Source organism: Arsenicicoccus cauae, assembly GCF_009707125.1.
In the GTDB taxonomy this organism is placed as follows: Bacteria; Actinomycetota; Actinomycetes; order Actinomycetales; family Dermatophilaceae; genus Arsenicicoccus; species Arsenicicoccus cauae.
Map to the genome: position 1 here is coordinate 1 of NZ_WLVL01000046.1, position 22,747 is coordinate 22,747.

At 73.8% G+C, this 22,747-nt stretch carries 26 protein-coding genes; 3 read left to right on the plus strand and 23 right to left on the minus strand.

The features are described 5' to 3' along the window. Positions 1–49 precede the first annotated feature (49 nt). The 5 genes from GGG17_RS14400 to GGG17_RS14420 are packed head-to-tail and all read right to left on the minus strand — an operon-like array spanning position 50 to position 3,109. Positions 50–325 carry an HGxxPAAW family protein gene (locus GGG17_RS14400; protein ID WP_154594402.1) on the minus strand — a complete coding sequence of 92 codons (276 nt, stop codon included), beginning with the start codon at positions 323–325 and terminating at the stop codon, positions 50–52. Then, the gene (locus tag GGG17_RS14405) at positions 322–1,008 is read right to left on the minus strand and encodes a Trp biosynthesis-associated membrane protein (protein WP_195849245.1); all 687 of its coding nucleotides are present in this window, start codon (positions 1,006–1,008) and stop codon (positions 322–324) included. The genes GGG17_RS14400 and GGG17_RS14405 overlap by 4 nt, the downstream gene beginning before the upstream one ends. Next, on the minus strand, positions 1,005–2,552 hold the full coding sequence (locus tag GGG17_RS14410; protein WP_311966719.1) for an anthranilate synthase component I: 1,548 nt from the start codon (positions 2,550–2,552) through the stop codon (positions 1,005–1,007). The genes GGG17_RS14405 and GGG17_RS14410 overlap by 4 nt, the downstream gene beginning before the upstream one ends. Next, complete coding sequence (gene hisI / locus GGG17_RS14415) at positions 2,549–2,929, minus strand: phosphoribosyl-AMP cyclohydrolase (RefSeq protein ID WP_311966720.1); 381 nt, start codon at positions 2,927–2,929, stop codon at positions 2,549–2,551. The genes GGG17_RS14410 and hisI overlap by 4 nt, the downstream gene beginning before the upstream one ends. Positions 2,930–2,962: 33 nt before the next feature. After that, a complete protein-coding gene (locus tag GGG17_RS14420; protein WP_154594406.1) occupies positions 2,963–3,109 on the minus strand; it encodes a hypothetical protein in 147 nt (48 codons plus the stop codon). 45 nt (positions 3,110–3,154) lie between these two features. On the opposite strand from GGG17_RS14420, the gene GGG17_RS14425 reads away from it, so the two are divergent. Further along, positions 3,155–3,793 (plus strand): TIGR03085 family metal-binding protein, encoded by a 639-nt coding sequence (locus tag GGG17_RS14425; protein WP_154594407.1) that lies wholly within the window; start codon positions 3,155–3,157, stop codon positions 3,791–3,793. 9 nt (positions 3,794–3,802) lie between these two features. On the opposite strand, the gene hisF is transcribed toward GGG17_RS14425, so the two are convergent. Continuing rightward, a complete protein-coding gene (gene hisF, locus GGG17_RS14430; RefSeq protein WP_289033946.1) occupies positions 3,803–4,576 on the minus strand; it encodes an imidazole glycerol phosphate synthase subunit HisF in 774 nt (257 codons plus the stop codon). Positions 4,577–4,623: 47 nt separating this feature from the next. Between hisF and GGG17_RS14435 the strand changes: the two genes are divergently transcribed. Then, on the plus strand, positions 4,624–5,196 hold the full coding sequence (locus GGG17_RS14435) for a uridine kinase family protein (RefSeq protein ID WP_289033944.1): 573 nt from the start codon (positions 4,624–4,626) through the stop codon (positions 5,194–5,196). 122 nt (positions 5,197–5,318) lie between these two features. Then, the gene (locus GGG17_RS14440; RefSeq protein WP_195849246.1) at positions 5,319–6,497 is read left to right on the plus strand and encodes an FUSC family protein; all 1,179 of its coding nucleotides are present in this window, start codon (positions 5,319–5,321) and stop codon (positions 6,495–6,497) included. Between the two features lie 11 nt (positions 6,498–6,508). Here the strand turns inward: GGG17_RS14440 and GGG17_RS14445 are convergent, their stop codons facing one another. The 17 genes from GGG17_RS14445 to pyrF form a co-directional block, all read right to left on the minus strand. Further along, on the minus strand, positions 6,509–7,996 hold the full coding sequence (locus tag GGG17_RS14445; RefSeq protein ID WP_154594410.1) for a uracil-xanthine permease family protein: 1,488 nt from the start codon (positions 7,994–7,996) through the stop codon (positions 6,509–6,511). A gap of 44 nt (positions 7,997–8,040) precedes the next feature. Further along, positions 8,041–9,261 (minus strand): mannose-6-phosphate isomerase, class I, encoded by a 1,221-nt coding sequence (manA, locus tag GGG17_RS14450; protein WP_154594411.1) that lies wholly within the window; start codon positions 9,259–9,261, stop codon positions 8,041–8,043. A 49-nt stretch (positions 9,262–9,310) separates the two neighbouring features. After that, on the minus strand, positions 9,311–9,796 hold the full coding sequence (locus GGG17_RS14455) for a PH domain-containing protein (RefSeq protein WP_154594412.1): 486 nt from the start codon (positions 9,794–9,796) through the stop codon (positions 9,311–9,313). A 10-nt stretch (positions 9,797–9,806) separates the two neighbouring features. Next, entirely contained in the window at positions 9,807–10,670 is an 864-nt protein-coding gene (gene hisG / locus GGG17_RS14460; RefSeq protein WP_154594413.1) for an ATP phosphoribosyltransferase, read from the minus strand. Between the two features lie 11 nt (positions 10,671–10,681). Continuing rightward, a complete protein-coding gene (locus tag GGG17_RS14465) occupies positions 10,682–10,945 on the minus strand; it encodes a phosphoribosyl-ATP diphosphatase (protein ID WP_288799827.1) in 264 nt (87 codons plus the stop codon). A gap of 255 nt (positions 10,946–11,200) precedes the next feature. Then, the gene (gene rpe, locus GGG17_RS14470) at positions 11,201–11,857 is read right to left on the minus strand and encodes a ribulose-phosphate 3-epimerase (RefSeq protein WP_289033395.1); all 657 of its coding nucleotides are present in this window, start codon (positions 11,855–11,857) and stop codon (positions 11,201–11,203) included. A gap of 47 nt (positions 11,858–11,904) precedes the next feature. Continuing rightward, positions 11,905–13,404 carry an RsmB/NOP family class I SAM-dependent RNA methyltransferase gene (locus GGG17_RS14475; protein WP_289033397.1) on the minus strand — a complete coding sequence of 500 codons (1,500 nt, stop codon included), beginning with the start codon at positions 13,402–13,404 and terminating at the stop codon, positions 11,905–11,907. Continuing rightward, positions 13,401–14,327: a methionyl-tRNA formyltransferase gene (fmt, locus tag GGG17_RS14480; protein ID WP_154594414.1), complete on the minus strand. Its 927-nt coding sequence runs from the start codon at positions 14,325–14,327 to the stop codon at positions 13,401–13,403. The genes GGG17_RS14475 and fmt overlap by 4 nt, the downstream gene beginning before the upstream one ends. A gap of 9 nt (positions 14,328–14,336) precedes the next feature. After that, positions 14,337–14,885: a peptide deformylase gene (gene def, locus GGG17_RS14485; RefSeq protein WP_288800228.1), complete on the minus strand. Its 549-nt coding sequence runs from the start codon at positions 14,883–14,885 to the stop codon at positions 14,337–14,339. 45 nt (positions 14,886–14,930) lie between these two features. Then, positions 14,931–15,560, minus strand: a complete 630-nt coding sequence (locus GGG17_RS14490) for an HAD-IA family hydrolase (protein WP_154594416.1) — start codon at positions 15,558–15,560, stop codon at positions 14,931–14,933. Between the two features lie 70 nt (positions 15,561–15,630). Next, positions 15,631–17,745, minus strand: a complete 2,115-nt coding sequence (locus tag GGG17_RS14495) for a primosomal protein N' (protein WP_195849247.1) — start codon at positions 17,743–17,745, stop codon at positions 15,631–15,633. Positions 17,746–17,951: 206 nt separating this feature from the next. Then, the gene (gene metK / locus GGG17_RS14500; protein ID WP_311966721.1) at positions 17,952–19,154 is read right to left on the minus strand and encodes a methionine adenosyltransferase; all 1,203 of its coding nucleotides are present in this window, start codon (positions 19,152–19,154) and stop codon (positions 17,952–17,954) included. A gap of 39 nt (positions 19,155–19,193) precedes the next feature. Further along, positions 19,194–20,483: a bifunctional phosphopantothenoylcysteine decarboxylase/phosphopantothenate--cysteine ligase CoaBC gene (gene coaBC, locus GGG17_RS14505; RefSeq protein ID WP_154594417.1), complete on the minus strand. Its 1,290-nt coding sequence runs from the start codon at positions 20,481–20,483 to the stop codon at positions 19,194–19,196. An 8-nt stretch (positions 20,484–20,491) separates the two neighbouring features. Then, positions 20,492–20,755, minus strand: a complete 264-nt coding sequence (rpoZ, locus tag GGG17_RS14510; RefSeq protein ID WP_019286114.1) for a DNA-directed RNA polymerase subunit omega — start codon at positions 20,753–20,755, stop codon at positions 20,492–20,494. Between the two features lie 2 nt (positions 20,756–20,757). Next, the gene (gene gmk / locus GGG17_RS14515) at positions 20,758–21,348 is read right to left on the minus strand and encodes a guanylate kinase (protein ID WP_154594418.1); all 591 of its coding nucleotides are present in this window, start codon (positions 21,346–21,348) and stop codon (positions 20,758–20,760) included. 5 nt (positions 21,349–21,353) lie between these two features. Then, positions 21,354–21,668: an integration host factor, actinobacterial type gene (gene mihF / locus GGG17_RS14520; protein ID WP_019286116.1), complete on the minus strand. Its 315-nt coding sequence runs from the start codon at positions 21,666–21,668 to the stop codon at positions 21,354–21,356. 187 nt (positions 21,669–21,855) lie between these two features. Continuing rightward, on the minus strand, positions 21,856–22,722 hold the full coding sequence (gene pyrF, locus GGG17_RS14525; protein WP_311966722.1) for an orotidine-5'-phosphate decarboxylase: 867 nt from the start codon (positions 22,720–22,722) through the stop codon (positions 21,856–21,858). Positions 22,723–22,747 lie beyond the last annotated feature (25 nt).

Genomic DNA, 22,747 nt, shown 5'->3' on the forward strand with positions numbered 1-22,747 from the left:
CGCTTGTGGACCAAACCCTCACGATCTGTGGGGTGGGGCGCTGGGCGCCTCAGTGGTGGTGCGCGCTGTTGGTGAAGCGGTCCTTGGGGCCGCCGGCGCCGTAACCGGCCTTGGCCATGCCGATGCCGACGATCGGGCCGGCCGCGAGGATGAGCGCGCCCACGGCGATCCAGAACCAGTTGGCGAAGACCACCGCGAGGGACATCACGACCGCGCCGAGGAGCAGGACGCCCACGGCGGCCCAGGCGGCCATCGACTGGCCGTGCGTGTCGTGCGTCACCCGCTCGTTGGCGGAGGGGGCGGAGTCGGGGCGGTCTTGGATCATCGGTCTGGCTCCTCGTCGGGGCGTGAGGGTCTGGTCTCTGCGGCGGGACGGTCTGGCGTCATTGTGTCAGGTCGGCGGGGCTCGTGCGGTGCGGCGCCACCGGTGTCGCCGGCCCCGCCGGTGTCGTCCGTGTCACCGCGGCTCACCTCGTCCCAGAGGGACTCCTCACGAGCCGGCGCCTGCTCGGGCGGGCCCGCCGCCGGGGAGTCGTAGCGGCCCGACAGCCCTCGGGTGCGACCAGCGAGCCGCAGCGCGGCCACGCCCGCGGCTGTCGGCAGCAGCGTCGCGGCGAGCGCGGCCCACGCCGCCCAGGTCGCCGACGCGCTCACCCGTGGAGGCGAGGTGCGGCCGGTGCGGGTCGCGAGGTCGGCGGCCAGCGGGGAGGCGGGGTCGGTGAGGAACCACCCGATCGCGGCCGCGCAGCCGAGCGCGGACGCCAGCAGCAGGGCCGCGGCGACCCGGCGCACCACCCGCCCACCGGTGACGGCCACGACCGAGGCCGCACCGGCCGCGAGCGCCAGTGCCCCGGCGAGCGGCACCAGGGAGGAGCCGCTGGCGGTGACGGCGCGCCCCCCGACGAGGGCGTCGGCGGAGCTGCCGGTGGCCCAGGGCTGGGTCGCCAGCCCCAGCACGACCCCCGCCCCCAGCACGGCCGGGAGCACGACCGACCGAGCGGGCGTCACGGCGCCCGCAGCCCGGACGCCGCCGCGACCGCCCTCAGGGCCGCCGCGGCCTTGTTGCAGGACTCCTGGAACTCCAGCTCGGGGACCGAGTCCGCCACGATCCCGCCGCCCGCCTGCACGTGCGCGACGCCGTCGCGGATGAGCGCGGTGCGGATGGCGATCGCCATGTCGAGGTCGCCGTGGAAGTCGAGGTAGCCGACCACTCCCCCGTAGAGCCCGCGGCGGCTGGGCTCGAGCTCGTCGATCAGGCTGAGCGCGCGGGGCTTGGGCGCCCCGGACAGCGTGCCGGCGGGGAAGGTGGCGGCCAGGACGTCATACGCGCTCCGTCCCTGTGCGAGGCGACCGACGACCGTGGACTCGATGTGCATGATGTGGCTGTAGCGCCGGATCGTCATGAACTCCACCGTGTCGACCGTGCCGGCGTCGCAGACCCGCTGCAGGTCGTTGCGGGACAGGTCGACGAGCATGACGTGCTCGGAGCGCTCCTTGGGGTCGGCCAGCAGGTCCTTCTCGAGCTGGACGTCCTCCTCGGGACCGGCGCCGCGAGGGCGGGACCCGGCGATCGGGTGGGTGATGACGCGCCGCCCGGTGACCTTGACCAGCGCCTCCGGCGAGGACCCGACGATGTCGTAGCTGCCGCCGTCGGGGTCGGGGCAGCGCAGGAGATACATGTAGGGGCTGGGGTTGGAGGCGCGCAGGACGCGATAGACGTCCAGGGCGTCGGCCGGGCAGGGCACGCTGAACCGCTGCGCCAGGACGACCTGGAAGACCTCGCCCGCCCGGATCGCCTCCTTGCCCTGCTCCACCATGGCGTGGAACTCCGACGGGGTCATGTTGCTCGTGGCCTCGGGGGCCGCCGGCTCGACGACCGCGACGGTGCTGGGCGCGGGGGCCGCCAGCTCGCGCACCATCCGGTCGAGCCGCTCCACCGCCCCGGCGTGCGCCTCGTCCACGCGCTCGTCCGTGTCGTCCACGTTGATCGCGTTGGCCACCAGCAGGATCGAGCCGTCCGCGTGGTCCATCACCGCGAGGTCCGTCGCCAGCATCATGGCCAGCTCGGGCAGGCCGAGCACGTCCTCGGCGTGGTCGGGCACACGCTCCCACCGGCGCACCGCGTCGTACCCGACGAAGCCCACCATGCCGCCGGTCAGCGGCGGGAGACCGGCCAGGGGCTCGGTGCCGAGCACCTCGACCGTGTCGCGCAGGACCTCCACCGGGCTGCCGTCGGTGGGGATCCCCGCGGGCACGTCCCCGAGCCAGGTGGCCGACCCGCCGCGCTCGGTGAGGGTGGCCAGGCTGGCCGCCCCGACGATCGAGTAGCGCGACCACACGCCGCCGTGCTCCGCCGACTCGAACAGGAAGGTGCCGGGGCGGTCCTGGGCGAGCTTGCGGTAGACCGACAGCGGCGTCTCGGCGTCGGCCAGCAGCCGCCGCACGACGGGGATCACGCGGCGGTCCCGCGCCAGCTCGCGGAAGGTGTCAAGGCCCGGCCAGGTCGTCCCGAAGCCCAGGTCGGGGAGGTGCTCAGAGGCCTGGTCGGTCACGGTCGGTTCCCTTCTGCCGCAGGCAGATCGGTGTGGAAGCAGGTCCGCTGCCCGGTGTGGCAGGCCGCGCCGACCTGGTCCACGCGCACCAGCAGCGCGTCGCCGTCGCAGTCGATCGCGACGCCCTTGACGTGCTGCGCGTGCCCGGAGGCGTCCCCCTTGCGCCAGTACTCACGACGGCTGCGGCTCCAGAAGGTCACTCGCCCCTCGGTCAGCGTCCGCCGTAGCGCCTCGTCGTCCATCCACCCCACCATGAGCACCTCCCCCGTGTCGTGCTGCTGCACGACCGCCGCGACCAGTCCGTGGTCGTCGCGCTTGAGGCGGCTCGCGATGGTCGGGTCCAGGGCGGGTGGCCGTATGGCGGCGTCGGGGGTCACCAGGTCATTGTGCCAAGTCGACCGGGTGCCCGGTCACCCCGTCTCGTGGGCGAGCACGTGCCTCAGGAAGGCCAGCGAGCGCAGCCGCAGCTCGTCGATCCGCTGCTGCGACCAGTAGGCGCGCTCTTCGGTCTCGGTGATGTCCTGGGCCGCTTGGCACGCATCCTCCGAGTCCAGCACGCCGGGAGGCTCCGGGGCCACCGGGTTCGGTGCCAGGATGGGGTCATGACCTCGCTCGCCCACGCCCAGCGCCAGGCCCTGTCCGACCTCTTCGACCGCGTGGGGCCCGACGCCCCCACCCTCGACGAGGGGTGGACGACGCGCGACCTCGCCGCTCACCTCGCGACCCGTGACCGCCGCCCCGACGCCATGCCCGGCATCCTGGTCCCGGCACTCTCGGGCCACACCGACGCGGTGCAGCAGTCGTATGCCGCGCGCCCCTGGCCGGAGCTGGTCGACCTCGTGCGCTTCGGACCCCCGGCCTACGCCCCGACCCGCATCCCCGCCATCGCCGAGCGGGTCAACCTGGCGGAGTTCTACATCCATCACGAGGACGTGCTCCGCGCCCAGGAGCCCCGGGCGCAGGTCCCCATGACGCCCGAGCTCGAGGCGGCCCTGTGGCGGATGGTCTCGACGATGGGCCGGATGACCCTGCTGCGCTGCAAGGTCGGAGTCACCGTGGTGGCGCCGGGGCACGACGAGCAGGTGCTGCGCAAGCCCACCGGGGCGAGTGCGGTCTCGCTCACGGGTCGACCGGGCGATCTCCTGCTCTATCTGTCCGGGCGGACGGCGGCCGCCGACGTGACCGTCGAGGGCTCCCCCGAGGCGGACCGGGCGTTCCGTCAGACGCCGCTCGGCCTCTGACCGCCCCGCTCAGCGGACCTCGTGCCCGGCGGCGCGCAACGCGTCCTTGACCTGACCGATCGTCAGCTCGCCGTAGTGGAAGACGCTGGCGGCGAGCACGGCGTCGGCCCCCGCCTCGACGGCCGGGGCGAAGTGCTCGAGGGCGCCCGCGCCGCCGGACGCGATCAGCGGGACGCGCACCTCCCGCCGCACGAGCCGGATCAGCTCGAGGTCGAAGCCGTCCTTGGTGCCGTCGGCGTCCATGGAGTTCAGCAGGATCTCCCCCGCGCCGAGCCGCTCGGCCCGGGCGCACCACTCCACGGCGTCGATGCCCGTGCCCCGCTTGCCACCATGCGTGGTGACCTCGAACCCCTCGACCACCCGGCCCTGCTCGTCGCGCCGGCGACGCACGTCGGCCGAGAGCACGAGCACCTGGTTGCCGAACCGGTCGGCGATCTCGCTGATCACCTCGGGACGGGCGATCGCGGCGGTGTTGACCCCGACCTTGTCGGCGCCGGCTCGCAGCAGCCGGTCGACGTCCTCGGGGGTGCGCACTCCCCCGCCGACGGTCAACGGGATGAACACCTGCTCCGCGCAGTGCCGCACCATCTCGTATGTCGTCTCCCGGTTGCCCGAGCTCGCGGTCACGTCGAGGAAGGTCAGCTCGTCGGCGCCCTGCGCGTCATAGCTGCGGGCCAGCTCGACGGGGTCGCCGGCGTCGCGGAGGTTCTCGAAGTTGACGCCCTTGACGACGCGTCCGGCGTCGACGTCCAGGCAGGGGATGACACGGATCGCGACAGGCACCAGCAGATCCTATCCGGGCGGCCCACCGGTGTGCCTAGGCTCGGTCCGTGCCTCCCCTCGCCAGCGCCGCCACCCGGCTGGTCACCATCGCCAGGCGGCGACCCGCCCTGCCCTGCGGCACCCGGGTCGTGGCGGTCGACGGGCCGAGCGGCTCCGGCAAGACCACGCTCGCGGCGCACCTGGAGGCGCACCTGCGCCGGACGGGCGGCCACGTCGTCGTCGTGCACATGGACGACCTCTATCCCGGCTGGGACGGTCTGGCCGCCGCGGTGACCCTGCTCTCGTCCCAGGTCGTCGAGCCGCTGGCGCAGGGGCGGGACGGCGCCTACCAGCGCTACGACTGGGCGCGCGGCGCCTACGCCGAGCGGCACGAGATTCTTTGCGCCACAGCCTGGCTCGTCGTCGAGGGCGTGGGGTGCGGGGCGGACGTCATACGGCCTCGGCTGGCGGCCCTGGCCTGGCTGGAGGCGGACCGCGAGACCCGCAGGCGTCGGGGGCTCGAGCGCGACGGCGAGTCCTACGCCCCGCACTGGGAGCGCTGGGCCGGCCAGGAGTCCGCGCACTTCGCCGGGCACGCGACCCGGGAGCACGCCGACCTGGTCGTGGATACGGGACAATGAGCCGGTGGGCAACGAACCGAAGGGCACGAAGGACGCGGTCACCCGCTCCTCGAAGGACCGCACGGGGCGCACGGTCGAGGAGTGGGTGGCGCTGGTTCTGGCCGCCTACGAGCAGAACTGACGTGGGCGCCACCCGTCAGGTCCGCTGGGGCGAGCGCGCGGCCGACCTCGGCCGGTCGTCCGCGCGCGTGTCGCGGCGAGGGGCGCTGCGCAGCGCGCGGCGCCTGCGTCAGCGGCTGTTCTTCATCGCCCAGTGCGCACTCGCCGCCATGACCGCCTACTCCATCGCGCACTACGGCTTCGACGTCGGCGTGCCGCTGTTCGCCCCCGTCGCCGCGATCGTGGCGCTCGGCATGACCTACGGCCAGCGGCTGCGGCGCGCGATCGAGATCACCGTCGGCGTGGCGGTGGGCGCCTTCATCGGCGAGTCCTTCGTGCACCTGTTCGGGATCGGCCCCTGGCAGATCCTCCTGATCGTCAGTGCCGGTATGACGATCGCCACGCTGCTCGGCGCCGGCACCCTCATGGCCAACCAGGCAGGCATCCAGGGCATGATCGTCGCCCTGCTGGCCGCGGCGCCGCAGGGCGCCTTCGGTCGCTGGTTCGAGGCGCTCGTGGGCGCGGTCGTGGCCCTGGTGTTCGCGTCCCTGGTGCCCAGCTCGTCCCTGGTCAAGCCGCGCAGCCAGGCGAGCAAGATCCTCGACGCCATCGGCGACCTGCTGCACACCACCTCCTCCGCCCTGCGCGACGACGACCTCGACGCCTGTGAGGAGGCGCTGGCCGCGGCCCGCGCCACCGAGCGTGACCTGACGGCGCTGCGCGGCTTCTCCGCGGACAGCCTCGAGGTGATGCGGGTGACCCCCTTCCACCGGCGCCACCGGCCGGCGGTGGAGGAGGTCGCCAACCTCATGGAGCCGATGGACCGTGCCATCCGCAACATGCGGGTGCTGATCCGCCGCGCCACCGTCGCGCTGCAGAACGCCGAGCACGTCCCCGACCGCTACACCGACGCCATCGACCGGCTCGCCGAGGCGGTCGACCACATCTCCGACGCCCTCAGCGCCGGCGAGCTGTCGGAGGAGCTGGAGCCGGAGCTGCTCGAGATCGGGCGGCTGACCCGCGACCCCGACCCGGACGCCACGCTGTCCGCCGAGGTGATCCGGGCGCAGCTGCGGTCCATCGTCGTCGACCTGCTGCAGGTGCTCGGCCTGTCCTTCGACGCCGCCCAGCACGAGATCCGGCGCGTGCTGGAGGCCGACCTCGGCAAGGACACGCCCCACCGACAACCGAGTAGCGAGTAGCGAGTAGCCCCTCAGCGCCGGCGTCGCGCCTCGCCGTCGTTCTTGCCGTCCTCGACGTCGTCCTCGACGTCGTCCTCGACGTAGTCCTCGTCGACGTACATCCCGGGGGTGTCCAGGACGAGGCTGCTGCCCCCGGCGGTGTCGCGCAGGTGCCGCGGCGCGACCGCGTGCGCGAGGTGGTAGAGCGCGACGGTGACGACGGTGCCCAGAGCGATGCCGCCGAGGGTGAAGTCGTCGGTGATCCGCAGCGAGGTGTCCCCGATCCCGATGATGATGCCGGCCGCGACGGGGACCAGGTTGACGGGGTTGCCGAAGTCGACGCCGTTCTCCTTCCAGATCTTGGCGCCGAGCAGGCCGATCATGCCGTAGAGCACCACGCAGATGCCGCCGAGGACGCCTCCCGGGGTGGCGGAGATGATCGCGCCGAACTTCGGGGAGAAGCCGAACACGATCGCCACCAGGGCTGCCACGACGTATGCGGCCGTGGAGTAGACGCGGGTGGCGGCCATGACGCCGATGTTCTCGGCATACGTGGTGGTGGGACCGGCCCCCACCCCCGTGGCGAGGACGGACCCCAGCCCGTCGGCCATGATGGCCCTGCCCATCTCCTGGTCGAGGGGCGCCCCCGTCATCTCTGCGACGGCCTTGACGTGGCCGGTGTTCTCGGCGATGAGGGCGATGACGACGGGCAGGGCGAGCAGGGCGTAGGCGAGGGAGAACTGCGGCAGGTGCCAGCCGACCGTGGTGCCGGACGTGGCGGGCGGGAAGCCGAACCACGGGGCTGCGCTCACGGCCGACCAGTCGACGCGGAGGTGCTCGACGACGCCGGTGGGGTTCTGCGCGGAGACTGCGCCGGGCTGGAAGCTCGTGATGGGGCCGGCCACGAGGTCGAGGACCCAGGACACGGCATACCCGATCAGCAGGGCGAGGAAGATCGCGACCCGGGACAGGAACCCCCGCACGCCGACGTTGAGCAGCACGACGACCAGCATCACGACCAGCGCCACCCACTGGTCCTGCGGCCAGTAGGTGCGGGCGACCACGGGCGCAAGGTTGAAGCCGATGAGCATGACGACCGCGCCCGTCACGACGGGCGGCAGCGTGCGGTGGATCACGGTGGCGCCGGCGAGGTGGATGACGACACCCACGACGGCGAGGGCGACCCCGCACCAGAGCATCGCCCCGGAGACGTGCGCCGGGGACCCGCCCGCGGCATAGATGGCGGTCGCCACCCCGACGAACGAGGCCGACGAGCCCAGGTAGCTCGGCACCCGACCGCGCACGATCGCGAGGAACAGCAGCGTCGCGACGCCGCTCATCATCACCGCGAGCTGCGGGTTGAGCCCCATGAGGATCGGGAAGACGAAGGTCGCACCGAACATCGCCACGACGTGCTGGGCGCCCAGCCCGATGGTCTTGCCCCAGCCGAGCCGCTCGTGCGGGGCCACCACGGCTCCCGGTTCCAGGACTCCCCCGTTGTGCAGCGTCCACAGCGCCATCAGGTCATGCTCCTCGCCGGCCGGAGCGTCCGGCCCGCGTCATCCTAGCGACCGGTCGTGCCGATCACGACGTCGCCACGACCCGTCAGCACGAGTCCCGAGTCCGTCGCGGGCGAGTAGCAGCTCTCTCCCCGTCCGAGCACCACCTGGTCTCCCGCGTCGTCGGTCACGGTGACCTCGCCCTCGAGGCACAGCAGCAGGCGCGGAGCGCCGTCACCGGGGAGGTGCCGGCCACCGGCCGTCGCGCCACCCTCGCCCACCGTGCAGCGGAGCAGGTCGAACTCCGGAGCCGGCGTCTCGAAGTGCGTGAGTCCCGGGGCGACCTCGACCGGGCGCAGGGTCGGGACGGTCACCGCGGGGTCGAGCAGGCGCAGCAGCTCGTCGACGTCGACATGTTTGGACGTCAGGCCGGCGCGCACCACGTTGTCCGAGTTGGCGAGCAGCTCGATGCCCGTCCCCTGCAGGTAGCAGTGCAGACCGCCGGCCGGCATGAACAGCCCCTCGCCCGGGCTGAGCGTCACGTGCTGCAGCAGGAGGGAGGCCACCAGCCCGATGTCCCCCGGGTGCTGGCGCGCGATGCGCACGGCGGCGCGGAAGGCGGCTCGGTCCTCGTCCGCCACGCCGGGGTCGTCCGCGAGCTCCCCGCAGCGCCACTCGACGTCGGCGAGGAGCTGGTCCCGCTCGCGCATGGGCCAGTGGAGCAAGGTGGTGAGCGCACGGACCTGTGCCTGGTCCTCCCCCGAGCGCAGGGCGTCGACGACGGTGGCCAGCGCGGGCACCTGGAGGTGCTCGACGATGCGGGCCGCCTCCTCCACGCTGCGAAAGCCCGCCAGCGCCTCGAACTCGGTGAGCGCCAGCACGGCCTCCGGCTTGGGCCAGTCGTCCTTGTAGTTGCGGGCCGGGTCGCGCAGCGGGATCGACGCGGCGTCCTCCCGTGACCACCCCTCCTGCGCCTGGGCCCGGTCGGGGTGGACCTGGATGGACAGCGCCTTCTCCACGGCCAGGACCTTGAGCAGGAAGGGGAGGCGCCCGTCGAACCGGCTCGCGCAGGCGACGCCGAGCTCCTGCTCGGGATCGGCCGCGATGACCCGGTGGAGCGTGGTCAGACCCTGCTCCCGCTCGAGCAGGGCAGGGGCACCGGGGTGGGCCCCGATCCACAGCTCGGCCTCGGGCCCGGGGGACGGCGTCGGCCTGCCCTGGAGGGTGGCGATGACGTAGCGGGAGCCCCAGTCGTAGGGCTGGACGACGGCTTCGAGACGATCCACCCAGCAACTCTAGCGAGGGGGGAGGCCCCGGACGGCCGAATGAGCAAGCTCAGACCTCCCGGAGCCGGTCGTCCTCGCCGCGACGCGGGCGGTGGGACTCCACCAGGGCTGCGAGGCGCCCGGCCTGCGCCTGGGACCCCAGGCCGTCGGCCCGCTGGATGGCCATCACCGCGACCGTCTCGGTGTCGTCGAGCACCACGGACACCCAGGGGTCACCGTGCCCGAACCGCACCGCCTCGATGCTGGTCCACGGCAGGTGCCGCGTCGTCATCAGGTTGCGGACGGTCAGACCAGACTCGTCGGGGATGGCCCGGATCGCGGCATACCGCGCGAGCACGGCGGCGATCGCGACACCGCACCCCACGAGCATGAGCCGATCGACGGCACCGAAGCCCCGGGCCCCGCCGGGGACCAGCGCCGCGAGGACGCAGAACAGCACCAGGCTGACGACCCCGGCGCCCAGGGCCACGGCCCGTCCCCGGCGCGGCTGGAAGGGGTCGTAGGGCGACGGCCCCGGCCGGTCGACGGCGCTCATCCGGCCGCGGTCACAGCCGGCACGCGGCGATGTCGGTGACCAGGATGCCCCGCGCGCCGATGCGGTAGAGCTCGTCCATCACGGCGTTCGTCTGCTTGCGGGGCACCATGGACCGCACGGCCACCCAGGCGCGGTCGTGCAGGGGCGAGACCGTGGGCGACTCCAGGCCCGGCGTGACGGCGACGGCCCGCTCGACCAGCTCGGCCGGGCAGTCGTAGTCCATGAGGACGTACTGCCGGGCGACGAGCACGCCGTGCAGCCGCCGCCGCAGGGTGTCCAGGGCGGGGTCGGGCTCACCCTGCGTCGCGGCACCGGCGTCGGACCGGCTGATGAGCACCGCCTCGCTGCGCAGGATGGGGTCGCCGAACACCTCGAGGCCCGCGTTGCGCAGCGTCGTGCCGGTCTCGACCACGTCGGCGATCAGGTCGGCCACGCCCAGCGTGACCGCGGTCTCCACCGCGCCGTCGAGATGGACGACCTCGGCGGTGATGCCGTGCTCGTCGAGGTGGGAGCGGACCAGGCCTGAGTAGGACGTCGCCACGCGCCGGCCGTCGATGTCGCTCACGGCGTCCATGGACCCCGCGGGCGCGGCGAACCTGAAGGTCGACCGGGCGAAGCCCAGCGCCATGACCTCGCGCGCGGTGCTGCCGGAGTCGAGCAGCAGGTCGCGACCCGTGATGCCGAGGTCGACGGTGCCCGCTCCGACGTACACCGCCACGTCACGGGGGCGCAGGTAGAAGAACTCGACGCCGTTGTCGGCATCGGTGAGCACGAGCTCCTTGGTGTCACGACGCTGGGCGTAGCCCGCTTCCTTCATGATCGTCGTGGCGGGCTCGGACAGCGACCCCTTGTTGGGGACGGCGACTCGCAGCATGGGGTCTCCGGTCAGAGGTGGGCGTAGACGTCGTCCAGGCCGATGCCCCGGGCGAGCATGAGGACCTGGAGGTGGTAGAGCAGCTGGCTGATCTCCTCGGCGGCGCGCTCGTCACCCTCGTGCTCGGCCGCCATCCACACCTCGGCGGCCTCCTCGACGATCTTCTTGCCGATGAAGTGCACGCCCTGGTCGAGCTCGGCCACCGTGCCGGAGCCTTCCGGCCGGGTCGCGGCCTTGTCGGTGAGCTCGGCGAACAGCTGGTCGAAGGTCTTCACGCGCTACAGCCTACGGCTCCCGGTGACGGCCGTATGACGTCGTCCGCGACGCGGGACCGCGTCCATCCGAGCCCCGGCGGGGCCGCCTCCCTCCGCACCGGCCTGGCGCGCCAGGGCTGGCACACGCCGCAGGCACTCGAGCGCTGCGCGACTGGTCGCTGGCACCGGAACCCCTCTCCCTCGAGAAGTCGTACGCACGCATAGTACGACAAATCGCACGGAGAGTAACTAGGTGCGGATACCTAGCGTGACTAGTCATCCGGCGTGCGCCGCCACGAGCCCACGCAGGTGGTCGACCGCCGCCGCCGCGTCCTCGGCGCCGTAGACCGCGGACCCGGCCACGAAGACGTCGGCCCCCGCCTCGGCGCACCGCTCGATGGTCGTGAGGGACACCCCGCCGTCGACCTGCACCCACACCTCGCCGCCGTGGCGCCTCACCGCCTCGCGGACCTCCCTCACCTTGGGCAGCTGGTCGGCCATGAAGGACTGGCCGCCGAACCCGGGCTCGACCGTCATCACGAGGATCATGTCGAGCTCGGGCACGAGGTCGGCGTAGGGCGCGAAGGCGGTGCCCGGCTTCAGCGCCATGCCCGCCCGGCCACCCGCGGCGCGCAGGGCCCGGGCGAGCCCGCGCGGGTCGCGGGTCGCCTCGACGTGGAAGGTCGCCGACCCGGCCCCGGCCTCGACGTACGCGGGCGCCCAACGGTCCGGGTCGTCGATCATCAGGTGGCAGTCGAGCGGGATCGGGCTCACCCGCGCGAGTGCCTCGACGACGGGCAGCCCCAGCGTGAGGTTGGGCACGAAGTGGCCGTCCATCACGTCCACGTGAGCCCAGTCGGCGTTGCCGATGCGGTCGAGCTCGTGCTCCAGGTTGGCGAAGTCGGCGGACAGGATGCTGGGCGAGATCTGCACGGGCCCAGCCTAGGCGAGCCGCCGTCCGCCGGAGGTCTCGCCGTCGGTCAGCGCTTGCGCAGCAGGGCCAGGAACATCCCGTCGGTCGCGTTGCGGTGGGGCCAGAGCTGCACCTGCGGACCCTCCCCCGCCAGGTCCAGGCCCGGGGCCACCGTGAGCATGGCCTCCCGGGCGTCCAGCACCTCGACGTCGTCCCGGCGCCCCGCCACGTCCTGCACCACGAAGGTGGTCTCGTTGACGTGCGGGCTGCAGGTCGCGTAGCCGATGACACCCCCGGGACGGGTCGCGTCGATGGCCGAGGCCAGCAGCTCGCGCTGCAGCTGGGTGAGGGCAGCCAGGTCCGCCGGGGTGCGGCGCCACCGGGCCTCCGGGCGGCGCCGCAGCGCGCCCAGCCCGGTGCAGGGGGCGTCGACGAGCACGCGGTCGTAGCGGCCCGGCTCGTCCACGCCGACGTCCCGGCCGTCGCCCACCCGCACGTCCACACCGGCCCCGGCCGCCACGGCGGCTCGCAACCCCTGGCGGACGAGGTCGGCCCGGTGGGGGCTCACCTCGTTCGCCGTGAGGTAGGCCCGGCCCACGGACAGCGCCGCCAGCAGCCCGGCCTTGCCGCCCGGGCCGGCGCACAGGTCGAGCCACTCCTCGGGGTAGTCGTCGATGCTGTCGACTGGCACCGCGGCGAGCGCGAGGGCCAGCAGCTGCGAGCCCTCGTCCTGGACGGCGGCCCGTCCGTCACGGACGGGGGCCAGAGCCCCGGGGTCGCCGCTGCGCAGCACCGCGCCGACCGGTGAGACGGGGGCCGGCTCGGCGCCGAGCCGGACCAGCTCGGCGACGCCCACCAGGCCGGGGCGCGCCACGAGCATGACGTCCGCCGGGTCGTTGTCGGCCTCCAGCAGCGCGACCAGCTCGTGGTCGACGGTGTCCGGGGACGCCGCGCCGTGCGCGACGAGCGCGGCGCGCAGGGCCCTGACGATCCACTCCGGGTGCGAGTGCTCGACGGCCAGCCGGTCCGTGCCGGTGCCGGTGGGCAGGACCCGGCCGAGCCACTCCTGCCGGGACCGCTCGCTGACCCTGCGCAGCACGGCGTTGACGAAGCCCGCCGCGCCGGCCCCGTTGACCTGCCGCGCCAGCCCGACCGTCTCGGCGACGGCGGCGTGGGCGGGGACGCGCATCCCCAGCGCCTGGTGCGCCCCGAGACGCAGCGTGTCGAGCACCGGCGGGTCGATCTTGTCGACGGAGCGACCGGCGGCATCGGCGAGGACGGCGTCGTACAGGCCCTGCCACCGCAGCGTCCCATAGGTGAGCTCGGTGGTGAAGGCCGCGTCGCGACCCTCCATCGCGTGGCCACGCAGGAGGCGCGGCAGCTCCAGGTTGGCGTAGCCGCCCTCGGCGACGCTGCGCAGCACGGTGTAGGCGGTGAGCCGCGCCGGGTCACCGCTGCGGGCGCGCTCGGAGGGGCGCTGCGCACTCCGCGGCCGGGGCCCGCGGCGGCCCTCGGGGCGGTGGCGCCGCGCGGGCCCGTCGGCACGCCGGTCGTCGGGGGAGGTCACTGGCCCATCACGTCCTCGTCGGTGATCCGCACGCCACGCGCCCAGTCGGCGGCGGCCATCTCGCGCTTGCCCTGCGGACGGACGGTCGACAGCCGCACCGCCGTGGTCGCGGTCCCGACCACGACCTCCCGCTTGCCGGCCTCGACCTCGCCCGGCCCGAGGTCGGGTCGGGAGTCGACCGTGACCGGCCCGATGCCGAGGCGCTCGCCCCGGAAGGTCGTCCACGCGCCGGGGTCCGGGGTGCACCCTCGCACCTGGCGGTCGATGGCGAAGCCGGGTGCGGCCCAGCTGATCCGGGCCTCCTCCACGGTCAGCTTGGGCGCGTGGGACACGCCGTCGGGGCGCTGCGGCACGGCCTGGATCGCGTCCGCCTCGATCGCGTCGAGGGTCTCCACCAGCAGGCCGGACCCGGCGACGGCGAGCCGGTCCAGCAGGTCACCGGCCGTGTCGGTCGGGCGGACGGCCTCCGTCATCCTCCCCAGGACCGGCCCGGTGTCCAGACCCTCTTCGAGCAGGAAGGTGGTCGCCCCGGTGATCTCGTCGCCGGCCATGACCGCGCGCTGGACGGGAGCGGCACCCCGCCAGGCCGGCAGCACGGAGAAGTGCAGGTTGACCCAGCCTCGCGGGGGGACGGCCAGCGCCGTCGGGGGCACCAGCCCACCGTAGGCGACCACGGGGCAGCAGTCGGGCGCGAGCTCGCGCAGTCGCTCGAGCACCTCCGGGTCACGCAGGCTGCGGGGGGTGAGGACCGGGAGCCCGGCCCCCTCCGCGCGGGCCCTGACCGGCGACGGGACCAGGGTGCGGCCTCGTCCGGCGCGCGCGTCGGGTCGGGTGATGACCGCGACGACGTCGTGGGACGACCCGAGCAGGGCCTCCAGGCTGGGCAGGGCGACGGCCGGGGTGCCGGCGAAGACGAGACGCATGGCGGGCTCCTAGAGGCCGAAGGCCGAACCGGACAGGTGGGGGCTGGCCTTGACCGTGGGCGCCGGCGACCCGGACCACTGCGCCTCGCGGATCGCCCGCATCGCGAGGCGCCGCTGCTCGGGGTCAAGCCGGTCGATGAAGAGCACCCCGTCCAGGTGGTCGGTCTCGTGCTGGACGCAGCGCGCGAGGAGCTCGGACCCCTCGAGGCGGACCGGCTCGCCGTGCATGTCCTGGCCGGTGGCCACGACGCGCAGGGCGCGTCGGGTCGGGAACGCCAGGCCCGGCAGGGACAGGCAGCCCTCGTCCCCGTCCTGGGTCTCCGGCGACAGGTCGAGGCAGGGGTTGACGAGGTGCCCGAGGACGCCGTCGACGTAGTAGGTGAACACCCGCAGGGAGACGCCCAGCTGAGGTGCCGCGAGGCCCGCCCCCGGCGCGTCGATCATGGTGTCGGTCAGGTCCTGGACCAGACCTCGCAGCTCGGCGTCGAAGTCCGTCACGGGTGCGGCCGGGGTGCGAAGGACCGGGTCGCCGAACAGGCGGATGTCCATGACTGACACGTGCTGCGGTCCTTGGTGGGTGCGACGACGGCTGGCGGTCCCAGTCTACGCGGGTCGCAGCGGCGCCCCACGGGCGACCAGGTCGCGGCGCAGCTGCTCCGGCCCGGTGAAGCGGACGGCGTCGAGACCGCACGCCGTCGCCGCCACGACGTTGCGGGCGTTGTCGTCGGTGTAGCAGCACTCGGTCAGGGGGATGCCCATGCGCTGCTCGAGGATGCTGAAGATCGCCGGGTCCGGCTTGATCACGCCCTCGGCGCCCGACACCACGACGTCGATGAAGCCCTGCAGGAAGGCGAAGCGGGGCCGGGCGTGCTGCTCGAACAGCTCGCTGGACCAGTTGGTCAGCGCGAAGAGCGGCACCCTGGCGTCGTACAGCTCCCGCAGGATCTGCACGGTCCCGTTGATCTGGTGCGTGAGCGACTTGTCGAAGTTGGCCGCGTAGGAACGGATCTCGTCGGCGTACCGGGGGTGCTCGGCGATCGCGCGGTCCTCCGCCTCGGTTACGGGCACGCCACGGTCGAGGGAGAGGTTCCAGTCGTGGAAGCTGAAGTCGTCCGCGGCGAGGAAGGCCCGCGCACGCTCCTCCCCGACACCGGCCGCGATGGCTGGCAGGGGGTCCCACGCGACGAGCACCTGCCCGAGGTCGAAGACCATCGCGCGTGTCTGCCTGCTCATCTCGTCCCGCCTCCGCCTCGTGGTCGCCCGACAGGCCCCACCGTATGCCGTCGACCACCCCCGTACGCCGTCACACCACCGCGTCGCGCGGGCCGACCACGACGTGCACCGTCTCGGGCTCCTTGCGCGCCGAGCGCGTGGCGCGCATCGCCCGCAGGGCGTCGGCGAGGTCGAGGGCGTGCTCGTGGCCCGTGCGCAGCAGGATCCGTTGGCGCGGCGGAGGGTCGTCTCCCACCCGGCGAGGACCAGGTGGGGGCGGCGCCGGCAGCGGGCCGAGCCGCTCGACGGTGTCGGCCAGCCCCACGGCGGCGACCGCGTCGGCCAGGGCGTGCCGCTCCGCGTCGAGGCTGGCCATCACCACGGCGGGCGGCAAGGACAGCTCACGGCGCTCGGCCAGCTCGCGGGCCGCCAGCCAGCCTGGGTCCCAGCGCACCAGCGCCTCCACCGGCGGGACGGTGAGGTCGGTGGGGGCGCCGCACAGGACCGCGACGGCGCCCGAGGAGGCCGCGCGGGCCAGCGCGGCGGCGCCGAGCCAGCGCCGCAGCGCCTCCAGGGACGCGTCCAGGTCGGGGCGGTCCAGGCTCGCCCAGGCGTCCAGGAGCAGGACGGCGGCATAGCCTGACTCGGCGACCGGCTCGGCGCCGGGCGTGGCGATCACCAGCGCGGGCCGCGACCCGACCCGGCCCACGACCTCGCCCGAGCCGGACGTGATGACCGGCACCCCGGGAAAGGCCCGGCCGAGCTCCTCGGCGGTGCGCCTCGCCCCCACCACGGACGACCGCAGCCGGCTGCCCTCGCACTCGGGACACTCGTAGCGCGCCACCGTTGCCCCGCACCAGCGGCACCGGGGCGCCGCGTCGCGGCCGCCGAGGCCGAGCGGGCCGTGGCAGACCGGGCAGCGAGCCGGGGCACGACAGTCCTGGCAGGACAGGGAGGGTGCGTAGCCACGACGCGGCACCTGCACCAGCACGGGCCCGGAGTCGAGGGCCTTCTTGGCCGTCCGCCAGGCCAGCGAGGGCAGGTGCGCGCTCGCCGCCGCCGCGTCGCGCTCCTGCTCGTGGCCCTCGCCCGCGAGCACCACGCGCGGAGCCGCCCGGCGGAGCGCGACGGGGTCGGCCGCCACGACCGGCATCGCGCCGGCCTCGACCAGGCGCTGCACCTCGACCGAGCGGGCGAAGCCCCCGGCCAGGGCGGCGGCCCCCTCGCGACGGGCCCGCGCCAGCAGCACGTCGCGCACGTGCGGGTAGGGCGCCCGCGGCTCGGCGAGGAGGTCGTCCCCGTCGTCCCACCAGGACACCAGCCCCAGGTCCTGGACCGGCGCGAACATCGCGGCGCGGGTGCCCACGACGCAGCGAACGTGCCCGCGCAGCACCTTGAGCCAGGCCGTGTAGCGCGCCTGCGGGCCCTGCGCCGCGGTGAGGCGCACGTGCGAGCCCTTGCCCAGCACCGCCGTCAGCGCCGCGTCGACCCGGTCGACGTCGCGGTGGTCGGGCACGACGAGCAGCGCCCCACGTCCCGAGGACAGCGTGGTGGCCGCCGCCACCGCCAGCAGGTGCGGCCAGTCGCGCTCCGGGTCCCCACCGCTGGGCGTCGCCTGCCAGCAGGCGTGGGGCGAGCGACCCTCCGCCAGGTGCCGCAGGAAGGCATCGCCCGCGCGCAGCTCCCCCCACGGCCCGGGGTCGGGCCGTGGTGGCGTCGGCGCCGGCTCGCCGGACAGGTTGCGCTCGGCCGTCGCGTGCCGTGGGGGGACGGCGAGGCGCAGGACGTCGGACACCGTCCCGGCGCGGGCCCTGGCCACCTCGCGGCAGGTGTCCAGGACGGCCGGGGTGAGCACCGGCTCGGGGCTGACCACCCGCCGCAGGGGCGCGAGACGCCCCTGGTGCTCGGGCTGCTCCTTGCGGGCGATCACGAAGCCGTCGACGTCCTGACCGGCGAAGCGGACCCGCACCCTCGCACCGGGCACGGCCGTCGCGGCCAGCTCGTCGGGGACGGAGTACTCGAAGGGGCGGTCGAGGTGCGCCAGAGGCAGGTCGACGAGGACCTCGGCGATCGGGTCGCCCTGCGTGGTGCCCCCGGCCGGCGGCAGGGACCGGTCACCGCGCACGCGCGCCCGCACGAGCGCCAGCTGCTCGCCCGTCGCGGCCTCCACGGTCCCCTGGGCGGGCACCCGGTCCTCCTGCGTCATGGCCACGTTTCTATCGCACCCCGCCGACATACCCACGCCTGGCCGGACCCCGTCGCCCCGCTGTGAGCGTGACCCCCGTAGTCCGTGACCTTCATCCCCAACACCTGGGCGGTGCTCGCGAGCTCCTCGGCCGGGCGTTCGTCGAGGGTCCCTACCTGGTGGCGGCCCTCCGCGCCGTCACGCTACCCGCATCAGCGGGACACGCCCTAGGCGCGGACGGCGCGCTGCAGGGCCTCGACGCGGTCCGTCCGCTCCCAGGTGAAGCCGCCGTCGTCGCCGCCGGTCCGGCCGAAGTGGCCGTAGGCCGCGGTGCGGGCGTAGATCGGCCGGAGCAGGTCGAGGTCGTCGATGATCGCGGCCGGGCGCAGGTCGAAGGTCGAGGTGATGGCCCGCTGGATCGCCTCCACCGGGGCGCTCTCGGTGCCGAAGGTCTCGACGTACAGCCCGACGGGCTGGGCCTTGCCGATGGCGTAGGCGACCTGGATCTCGCACCGGCGGGCGAGCCCCGCGGCCACGACGTTCTTGGCGACCCAGCGGGTCGCGTAGGCGGCGGAGCGATCGACCTTCGAGGGGTCCTTGCCGGAGAAGGCGCCGCCGCCGTGGCGCGCCATGCCGCCGTAGGTGTCGACGATGATCTTGCGCCCGGTCAGGCCGGCGTCGCCCATGGGCCCGCCGATCTCGAAGCGTCCGGTCGGGTTGACCAGCGTGCGGTAGCCCTCGACGTCGAGACCGTCGGCGTGCTCGGCAAGCACGGGCTCGAAGACGTGCTTGACGATGTCGGGCTGGAGCAGCCCCTCCAGGGAGATGTCGGTGGCGTGCTGCGTCGACAGCACCACGGTGTCCACGCGGACGGCGCGGTCACCGTCGTAGGCGATCGTGACCTGCGTCTTGCCGTCGGGACGCAGGTAGGGCAGCGTCCCGTCCTTGCGGACCTCGGTGAGGCGCTCGGAGAGGCGGTGCGCCAGGTGGATCGGCAGGGGCATGAGGTCGGGCGTGTCGTCGCACGCGTAGCCGAACATCAGGCCCTGGTCGCCGGCACCCTGCTTGTCGAGGGCGTCCACCGCGCCGGTGCGGGACTCGTAGGCCGTGTCGACGCCCTGGGCGATGTCGGGGCTCTGCTGGCCGATGGAGATCTCGACGCCGCAGGACTGCCCGTCGAAGCCCTTGGTGGAGCTGTCGTAGCCGATCGCGAGCACGGTGTCGCGCACGATCCGGGGGATGTCGACATACCCCTCGGTGGTGACCTCGCCGGCGACGTGGACGAGGCCTGTGGTGACCATGGTCTCGACCGCGACCCGCGAGCGAGGGTCCTGCCGGAGCATCTCGTCGAGGACCGAGTCGGAGATCTGGTCGCAGATCTTGTCGGGGTGGCCCTGGGTCACGGACTCGGACGTGAACAGACGCGACACGTGTTGCTCCTCAGCACATGGACGGCAGTTGCCGGGAGTCTAGCGCCGCAGTTCGGTGGCGATGACGTCGAGGAGCGCGTGTGAGACGCGCGTCTTGGTCGTGGGTCCCGCGGTGACGGGCGCGCCCCCGTCGCGGCGCAGGATCGTCACGGTGTTGTCGTCCTGGCCGAAGGTCACGCCGACCCCGACCTGGTTGACGACGAGGAGGTCGCAGCCCTTGCGCCGCAGCTTGTCCTGGGCGAGCTCCAGCACGGAGTGCTCCGCGTCCCCCGTCTCGGCGGCGAAGCCCACGATGTAGGGCACCTGGCCGCCCTGGCGGTGCCGCTCGCGCACGAGCTCGGCGAGGATGTCCGGGTTGCGGACGAGCTCGATCGTGGGGGCGGACTCGTCAGGCCCGCCGTCGGCGCCCTGGCCGTGGGTCTTCTTGATCTTGGCCGTGGCCACGTGCCGTGGCCGGAAGTCGGCGACGGCGGCGGCCATGATGATCACGTCGGCGTCCTTGCTCAGGTCGGCCAGCTGAGCCTGCAGGTCCAGGGCGGACTCGATCCTGCGGGTGACGATGCGGGGATGGTCGGGCAGTCGTATGTCGACCGCGCCCGCCACGAGGACGACGTCGGCACCGCGCGCGGCCGCCGCCTCGGCGATCGCGACCCCCTGCTTGCCGCTGGACCGGTTGCCGAGGTAGCGGACGGGGTCCAGCGCCTCGCGGGTGCCGCCGGCGGAGACCACGACGACCACCCCGTCGAGGTCCTGGCGCGGGTCCGTCCCGGGCTCGAGCGCGCGGACGGCTGCGGCGTAGATGTCATCGGGCTCGGGGAGCCGCCCGGGACCGGTGTCCGAGCCCGTCAGCCTCCCGGACGCGGGCTCGATCACGGTGACACCACGGGCGCGCAGGGTAGCGACGTTGGCCACCGTCGCCGGGTGCTGCCACATCTCCGTGTGCATGGCCGGGGCCAGCACCACCGGGCAGCGCGCCGTCAGCAGGACATTGGTCAGCAGGTCGTCGGCCAGGCCGTGCGCCGCCTTGGCGAGCAGGTTGGCGGTGCACGGGGCGACGACGACCAGGTCCGCCTGCTGGCCGAGCAGCACGTGCCGCACCTGCTCGACGTCGTCGAAGACCTCGTGGGTGACGCGCTTGCCGGACAGCGCCGACCACGTGGGCTCCCCCACGAACCGCAGCGCCGCCTCGGTCGGGACGACGGTCACGTCGTGTCCGGACTCGGTGAAGCGGCGCAGCAGGGAGGCGGCCTTGTAGGCAGCGATGCCCCCGCCGACGCCGAGGACGACGCGACGGGGGCCGACGCTGTTGCTGTCCCCGTGGACAGCCATGGGGCGGATCAGCCCTCGGTGGGCTCGGAGGTGAGCAGACCGTCGTTGATCTCGCGCAGGGCGATCGACAGGGGCTTCTCGTGGACCTGGGTCTCGACCAGGGGCCCGACGTACTCCAGCAGACCCTCGGACAGCTGCGAGTAGTAGGCGTTGATCTGCCGGGCGCGCTTGGCCGAGTAGATGACCAGTGCGTACTTGGAGTCCGCAACCTGGAGCAGGTCGTCGATCGGCGGGTTGGTGATCCCGATGGGGGCAGCAACGGTGCCAGGCACAGTCAGTCTCGCTTCAGTCGATGGGTGGATCTCATCAATGATACGAGTTCCTCGGCCGCGCGGCGAACATCGTCGTTGACGACGGTGACGTCGAACTCCGCCTGGGCGGCGATCTCGGCCCGAGCGGTGGTCAGCCGCCGGGCTCGCTCCGCCTCGTCCTCGGTGCCCCGGCCGACCAGCCGGCGCACCAGCTCGTCCCAGCTCGGGGGCGCGAGGAAGACGAACTGCGCCTCGGGCATGGACTCGCGCACCTGGCGGGCGCCCTGCAGGTCGATCTCCAGGAGGGCGGGTCGGCCCTCGGCGAGGACCTCGTCGACGGGCCAGCGGGGCGTGCCGTAGAAGTGCGTCCCGTGGACAGTGGCCCACTCGAGGAACTCCCCCGCGTCGCGGCGGCGCTCGAACTCCTCGCGGTCCAGGAAGTGGTAGTGGACGCCGTCGCGCTCGCCGGGGCGGGGGGCCCGGGTCGTGGCGGAGACGGACAACCACACCTCGGGGTGGTGGTCGCGGACGTAGGCCGCCACCGTCCCCTTGCCGACGGCCGTTGGTCCGGCGAGGACCACCAGTCGAGGGCCGGGCGCAGCGGCCTCGGGCATCGCGCTCAGTTCTCGAAGCGGGCGAGCAGCGCCGCGATCTGGTTGGCGCCGAGCCCACGCACGCGTCGGGTGCGCGAGATCCCGACCTCCTCCATGATCTGCCGGGCCCGCACCTGGCCGACGCCGGGCAGCGACTCCAGCAGCACGTAGACCTTCATCTTGCCGATGACGTCGTTGGACTTGCCCTCGGCGAGGACCGAGCGCAGCGAGCCCTGGCCGTACTTGAGCTGGTTCTTGACCGCAGCGCGCTCGCGTCGAGCGACGGCGGCCTTCTCCAGTGCCTCGGCTCGCTGCTCGGGGGTCAGGGTCGGCAAGGCCACAGGAGTCTCCTCGGTGGGTCTGGACCGGGCTGGCCAGCGCCGGTCGGTGATGCTTGTGGACAACGTACTGGCGGGGCCAGCGCAGCCGCAACGCGGGGCCGGGCCCGCGCGGCGTGTGACGAGCCTAGCTCCCCGTCCGACATCGTCGGGAACGAATCCGGACATTTGACGCGCACATTCGTGCCGCTCAGCCGGACAGGGCCACCAGGGCGCGCATCTGCCGACCCGTCCGTCGCGCGGCCTCGCGCAGGACCGGCACGTCCGGCCCGGCCGACAGGACCTCGCGTGAGCTGGACGCAAGCACCTGGGGCAGCGCCTCGCCGAAGACCTGGCGAAGGCTCTCGGCCGTGCCGCCCTGGGCCCCCACGCCCGGGGCGAGCAGGGGTCCCCCCATCGAGGTCAAGTCCAGGCCCAGGTCCCGGACGGCGGTCCCGACGGTGGCACCGACGACCAGCCCGACCGAGCCGAGCCGTCCGGACTCCCTCGCCGCCGCGTTGTCCGCGGCGGCTCCCGCCACGACCTCCCCGGCGACCGAGCGCCCCCCTGCGCCCCGCGCGTGCTGCACGGACGCTCCCTCCGGGTTGGAGGTGAGCGCCAGCACGAAGACACCGCGGCCGGTTGCGGCGGCGAGGTCGAGCGCGGGACGCAGCGAGCCGTAGCCGAGGTACGGCGAGACCGTGATCGCGTCGACCGCGTCGGATCTGTCCTTGCCGAGGAAGGCCTCGGCGTAGGCCGTCATGGTGGAGCCGATGTCACCGCGCTTGACGTCGAGGATCGTCAGGGTGCCGGCCTGCCGCAGCCCGGACTGGACCCGCTCGAGGAGCGCCACGCCGCGCGACCCGAAGACCTCGAAGAAGGCGGACTGCGGCTTGACGCAGGCCACCTGCCCCCCGAAGGCCTCGACGCAGGTCATCGCGAAGCGCTCCACCCCGGCGAGGGTGTACGGCAGTCCCCAGGACTCCACGAGCTGCTGGTGCGGGTCGATGCCGACGCACAACGGGCCGTGCGCGTCCATGGCGGCGCGCAGCCGCGTGCCGAAGGGGGTCGGGTTCACGGCGTCTCCTCCGGTCGGTGGGTGC

Coding starts and splice junctions, on each gene's coding strand:
- GGG17_RS14400 (WP_154594402.1), bottom strand. CDS start 325: ATGATCCAAGACCGCCCCGACTCCGCCCCCTCCGCCAACGAGCGGGTG.
- GGG17_RS14425 (WP_154594407.1), top strand. CDS start 3,155: ATGACCTCGCTCGCCCACGCCCAGCGCCAGGCCCTGTCCGACCTCTTC.
- GGG17_RS14445 (WP_154594410.1), bottom strand. CDS start 7,996: ATGGCGCTGTGGACGCTGCACAACGGGGGAGTCCTGGAACCGGGAGCC.
- GGG17_RS14455 (WP_154594412.1), bottom strand. CDS start 9,796: ATGAGCGCCGTCGACCGGCCGGGGCCGTCGCCCTACGACCCCTTCCAG.
- hisG (WP_154594413.1), bottom strand. CDS start 10,670: ATGCTGCGAGTCGCCGTCCCCAACAAGGGGTCGCTGTCCGAGCCCGCC.
- fmt (WP_154594414.1), bottom strand. CDS start 14,327: ATGCGTCTCGTCTTCGCCGGCACCCCGGCCGTCGCCCTGCCCAGCCTG.
- GGG17_RS14490 (WP_154594416.1), bottom strand. CDS start 15,560: ATGAGCAGGCAGACACGCGCGATGGTCTTCGACCTCGGGCAGGTGCTC.
- GGG17_RS14495 (WP_195849247.1), bottom strand. CDS start 17,745: ATGACGCAGGAGGACCGGGTGCCCGCCCAGGGGACCGTGGAGGCCGCG.
- coaBC (WP_154594417.1), bottom strand. CDS start 20,483: ATGGCTGTCCACGGGGACAGCAACAGCGTCGGCCCCCGTCGCGTCGTC.
- gmk (WP_154594418.1), bottom strand. CDS start 21,348: ATGCCCGAGGCCGCTGCGCCCGGCCCTCGACTGGTGGTCCTCGCCGGA.